The organism is Planomonospora algeriensis, assembly GCF_977012225.1.
Genome location: NZ_CDRNDK010000464.1, coordinates 1 through 4,776 on the forward strand (window position 1 = coordinate 1; position 4,776 = coordinate 4,776).

Consider the following 4,776-nt stretch of genomic DNA (forward strand, 5'->3'; position numbering starts at 1 on the left):
GTGGAGCCGGCCGGGACCGAGCAGCCCGGGCGCGCCGGGCGGCCGGTGCCGACCGGCTCCACCTCGGCCGAACCCGGGGATCCGGTGCCGTCCGTTCCGGAGGACGTCGTCGCGGACGCCGACCGGGACGACGCCACCTCGCCCCACGGGATCCCCGCCGTGAGGATCGACGCCGACGATTCCGGCACGGTCAAGGTCATCTCGGGCACCCGCCGCTTCCACGGCGCGGCCTGCCCGCTCGTCAGGGGAGTCGACGACGACGGTATCGAGACCATGTCCAGAGCCGCCGCCGAGGAGGCGGGCCTGAGCGGCTGCGCCGTCTGCCAGGGAGGCGCACCGGGCCGCGGCTGACCGGCACGCGCCCGCAGGGAAGACACGGCCGCGCTGAGAAGACGCACCGGGCCGCGCCGACCGCACGCGCCCGCGGAAGGCAGGACGGATCACCTGCGGAAGGGCTCCGGGGACATCCCCGGAGCCCTTCGCTTCTCACCGCCCGGCGGCCTTTAACCGTCCGGCGGGCTCGTCGGTCGGCGGCCTTTAACCGTCCGGCGGGCCGGACCGGATCCGCCGGGTGAGACGGACCACGACCGCCGGACCCGCCCGGTGAAGCGGACCCGGCGGCCGCGGCCGGGGGCCGGATCAGGCCGTGGTGGTGCGGCGGAGCTGGAAGGAGAGCCCGAGGTCGGCGTCCTCGTGGATCGGGGCCCCCTCCTCGGTGAGGCCCTCGGTGAGGGAGCGGGCGAGGACCTCGTCGGCCACCGTACGGCCCTGGGCCCGCAGCGCCTCGGCCAGTTCGGCGTCGGCGGCGGACCACCACAGGTCGATCCGGTCGGTGATGGACAGTCCCGAGGTCTTGCGGGCGTCCTGGACCAGCCGGACGACGTCGCGGATCAGACCGGCCCGCCGCAGCTCGTCGGTGATGGCCAGATCGAGGGCGACGGTCTCGCCCGTGCCGGTGTCGACGGCCCCCGTCTCCACCGCCCAGCCGGACTTCGGCTGCTCGGTGACGATCACGTCCTCGGCGGTGACCTTCACCGTGCCCAGCTCGCCGGCGTCCAGCGAGACGGGCGATCCGGCGCGCAGGGTGCGGGCCAGCTCACCGGCGTCCGCGGCGGACACGGCCGCGGCGACCAGCTTGGTCTGCGAACCGAACCGCTTGCCCAGGGCCCGGAAGTTGGGCTTGACGGTGAAGGAGACCAGGTCGGCGGAGAACCCCGACATGTCCTCCAGGGTCTGCACGTTGAGTTCGTCGGCGATCAGCTCGTGCAGCTCGGGCGAGAGCGCGGCCCAGCCGGGGGCACCGACCAGGGCCCGGCCCAGCGGCTGACGGGTCTTCACCCCGCTGGAGGCGCGGGCCGAGCGGCCCAGCTCCACCAGGCGGCGGACCAGCGCCATCTGCTCCGACAGGGCCGGGTCGAGCAGCGCGGAGTCCACGGCGGGCCAGGAGGCCAGGTGGACCGAGGCGGGGGCGCCGTCGGCGCGCAGCACGTCCCAGACGTAGTCGGTGATGAACGGCACCACCGGCGCCATCAGGCGGGTCACGGTCTCCAGGCACTCGTAGAGGGTGGCGAAGGCGGAGGCGTCACCCGACCAGAACCGGCGGCGGGAGCGCCGCACGTACCAGTTGGACAGGTCGTCGAGGAACTCGGCCAGCCGCCGTCCGACCCGGGCGGTGTCGAACTCCTCCATCGACGCGGTGACCTCGGCCACCGTCCGGTGCAGTTCGGCCAGAGCCCACCGGTCGATCAGCGGGCGCTCGCCGGGAGCGGGGGCCTCGGGCATCGCCGCCGGGCTCCAGGACTCGGCGCCCGCGTAGAGGGTGAAGAAGGAGACCGTGTTCCAGTAGGTGAGCAGGACCTTGCGGACGATCTCCTCCAGAGCGGCGTGCCCGACCCGGCGGGCCGCCCACGGGGAGCCGGAGCAGGCCATGTACCAGCGCAGGGCGTCGGCCCCGTGCTGGTCCATCAGGGAGATCGGCTCCAGCACGTTGCCCAGGTGCTTGCTCATCTTGCGGCCGTCCTCGGCGAGGATCAGGCCCAGGCAGAGCACGTTCTCGTAGGAGGTGCGGCCGAAGACCAGGGTGCCGACCGCCATCAGCGAGTAGAACCAGCCCCGGGTCTGGTCGGTGGCCTCGCAGATGAACTGCGCGGGGTAGGCCGCCTCGAAGACCTCCTGGTTCTGGTAGGGCGCGCCCCACTGGGCGAACGGCATCGAGCCCGAGTCGTACCAGGCGTCGATCACGTCCGGGACCCGCCGGGCCTCGGCCCCGCAGGAGGGGCAGGGCAGCGTGACGTCGTCGACGTAGGGGCGGTGCGGGTCGAGGGCGGAGACGTCCTGGCCGGACAGCTCGCCGAGTTCGGCCAGCGAGCCGACGCAGGTGATGTGGGACTCGTCGGCCGAGCAGACCCAGAGCGGCAAGGGGGTGCCCCAGTAGCGGGACCGCGACAGCGACCAGTCGACGTTGTTGCGCAGCCACTCGCCGAAGCGGCCCCACTTGATCGTCTCGGGGAACCAGCCGACCTTCTCGTTCTCGGCGAGGAGCTGGTCCTTGATCGCGGTCGTGCGGATGTACCAGGCGGGCAGCGCGTAGTAGAGCAGCGCGGTGTGGCAGCGCCAGCAGTGCGGGTAGCTGTGCTCGAAGTGGCCGCCCCGGAACAGCAGCCCCCGGTCGCGCAGGTCCGCGGTCAGGGACTCGTCGGAGTGCTTGAAGAACTGCCCGCCGACCAGCGGCACGCTCTCGGCGAACCGGCCGTCGGGGCCGATCGGGTTGACCACGGGCAGGCCGTACCGCTTGCAGGTCGCCATGTCGTCGGCGCCGAAGGCGGGAGCCTGGTGGACCAGGCCGGTGCCGTCCTCGGTGGTGACGTAGTCGCCCAGCACCACGTAGTGCGCGCCGGGGATGTCGACCAGGTCGAACGGCCTGCGGTAGGAGGTGCGCTCCAGCTCCGTGCCGGCGAAGGAGGCCAGCACCTCGGCGTCCTCGCCCAGGACCGCGGTCAGCAGCGGCTCGGCGACGACCAGCACCTCCTCGGAGCCGGCGGGGCGGGCCGCGACGTAGGTCACCTCGGGGTGCACGGCGACCGCGGTGTTGGAGACCAGCGTCCACGGCGTGGTGGTCCAGATCAGCAGCGAGGCGCCGAGCTCGGCCAGCGGGCCGGAGGTGGCGGGCATGCGGACGTAGACCGACGGGCTGGAGACGGTCTCGTAACCGCCGGGCTGGCCCAGCTCGTGGTCGGACAGGCCGGTGCCGCACCGCGGGCAGTACGGCGTGATCCGGAAGTCGCGGAAGAGCAGGCCCTTGTCGAAGACGACCTTCAGCGACCACCAGACGGACTCGACGTAGGCCGGGTCCATCGTCCGGTAGGCCTGCGACAGGTCGATCCAGTAGCCCATGCGCTCGGTCATCTCTTCGAACGCGTCCACGTGCCGCAGCACCGACTCGCGGCACTTGGCGTTGAACTCCGCGATGCCGTACGCCTCGATGTCCTTCTTGCCGGTCAGCCCGAGTTCCTTCTCGATGCCGACCTCGACGGGCAGGCCGTGGCAGTCCCAGCCGGCCTTGCGGGGCACGCTGTAGCCGCGCATGGACTTGTAGCGCGGGAAGACGTCCTTGAAGACGCGCGCTTCGATGTGGTGGACGCCGGGCATGCCGTTCGCGGTGGGCGGGCCCTCGTAGAAGACCCAGGCGGGACCACCGGCGTTCTGCTCGACCGAGCGCTCGAAGACCTTGCCGTCCCTCCAGCGGTCGAGCACCTGGTGTTCGAGCGCGGGCAGGTCGACCTGCGCGGGAAGGGGACGGAAATGGGCGGACATGACGGGCGGAACCTCCACGCTGGTGCTGGCTGGCAGTGGCGCGGAGGGACGAGACCTCGCGGTCCCGCGGTACCACCCTCCTTGGCCTCCCGGGTGCAGAGGCCCTCTTCTTTTCGGTTCGCGGCCGGGTCTACCGGGTATCCGCTGCACGCGGAGGACCGTTCTTCCGGCGGCTCAGGGGTGATCTTCTCTCCGGGCCTCGCCCCGGGCTCGCACCGTCCCCGGGTCGCTCCTGCGAGGGGGGCCGGAGGTACTCGTCCCCGTCAACGCCTTGCGAACTCAAACGATAACGCACCGGGTACGCCGGAGGCTTCCCGATATCCGGGCTCCCGGTACCGCCGAGATGAAGATTGAGATATGAGCGGCGGGATATTACAGGATTGGCAAAGAAGCCGGTGGGTCGTTTGCCGTTCTGTTATGAGCGACCTAAGCTGCCCGCACCGTCTTACCGCATCGGTAGGGGTCCGACCGAGTGAGGAGGCCGACATGGCCACGACCATTCGCGCAGACAAGAGCGCGGTAGCGCCGTCCCAGAACGGCCTTGCCGCGCAGTGGACCGAAGAGGAGCTCGCGGAGGTCCGTGAGCGGCTGGTCATCGAGATCGAGGAGCTGACCCTGGAGATCGCCCGAGCGGAGTCGGAGATCGCGTCGAGCGATGTCACGGACGGTGCGGGTGACGACCAGGCCGACGCCGGAGCCAGGACGTATGCACGGGAACGCGAGATCGCCCTTACCCTGAATTCGCGCGACCTGGTCGCGCAGAACGAGCGAGCGATCGCCCGGATCGACGCGGGGACCTACGGAGTGTGCGAATCGTGCCACCAGCCGATCGGAAAGGAGCGCCTGCAGGCGTTTCCGAGGGCGACGCTGTGCGTGGCCTGCAAGCAGCGGGAGGAGCGCCGCTGACCGACGGCGGCGCCGCGGACGGTGCCGGGGGCGGTGCCGGGGAGGGTGCCGGGGAGG

At 71.5% G+C, this 4,776-nt stretch carries 3 protein-coding genes; 2 read left to right on the plus strand and 1 reads right to left on the minus strand.

Annotation, left to right across the window (positions count from 1 at the left end; genetic code table 11):
• Positions 1-351 (plus strand): hypothetical protein (locus ACWJ6R_RS30320; protein WP_449065504.1); only part of this gene is annotated, 351 nt, incomplete at its 5' end.
• 288 nt (positions 352-639) lie between these two features.
• On the opposite strand, the gene ileS is transcribed toward ACWJ6R_RS30320, so the two are convergent.
• Positions 640-3,813, minus strand: a complete 3,174-nt coding sequence (gene ileS, locus ACWJ6R_RS30325; RefSeq protein ID WP_449065505.1) for an isoleucine--tRNA ligase — start codon at positions 3,811-3,813, stop codon at positions 640-642.
• 498 nt (positions 3,814-4,311) lie between these two features.
• On the opposite strand from ileS, the gene ACWJ6R_RS30330 reads away from it, so the two are divergent.
• Positions 4,312-4,719, plus strand: coding sequence for a TraR/DksA family transcriptional regulator (locus tag ACWJ6R_RS30330; RefSeq protein WP_449065506.1), 408 nt, complete (start codon positions 4,312-4,314; stop codon positions 4,717-4,719).
• Positions 4,720-4,776: the final 57 nt, after the last annotated feature.

What these genes read in the sequence shown, in the direction of transcription:
- ileS (WP_449065505.1), bottom strand. Translation starts at nt 3,813, where the DNA reads ATGTCCGCCCATTTCCGTCCCCTTCCCGCGCAGGTCGACCTGCCCGCG.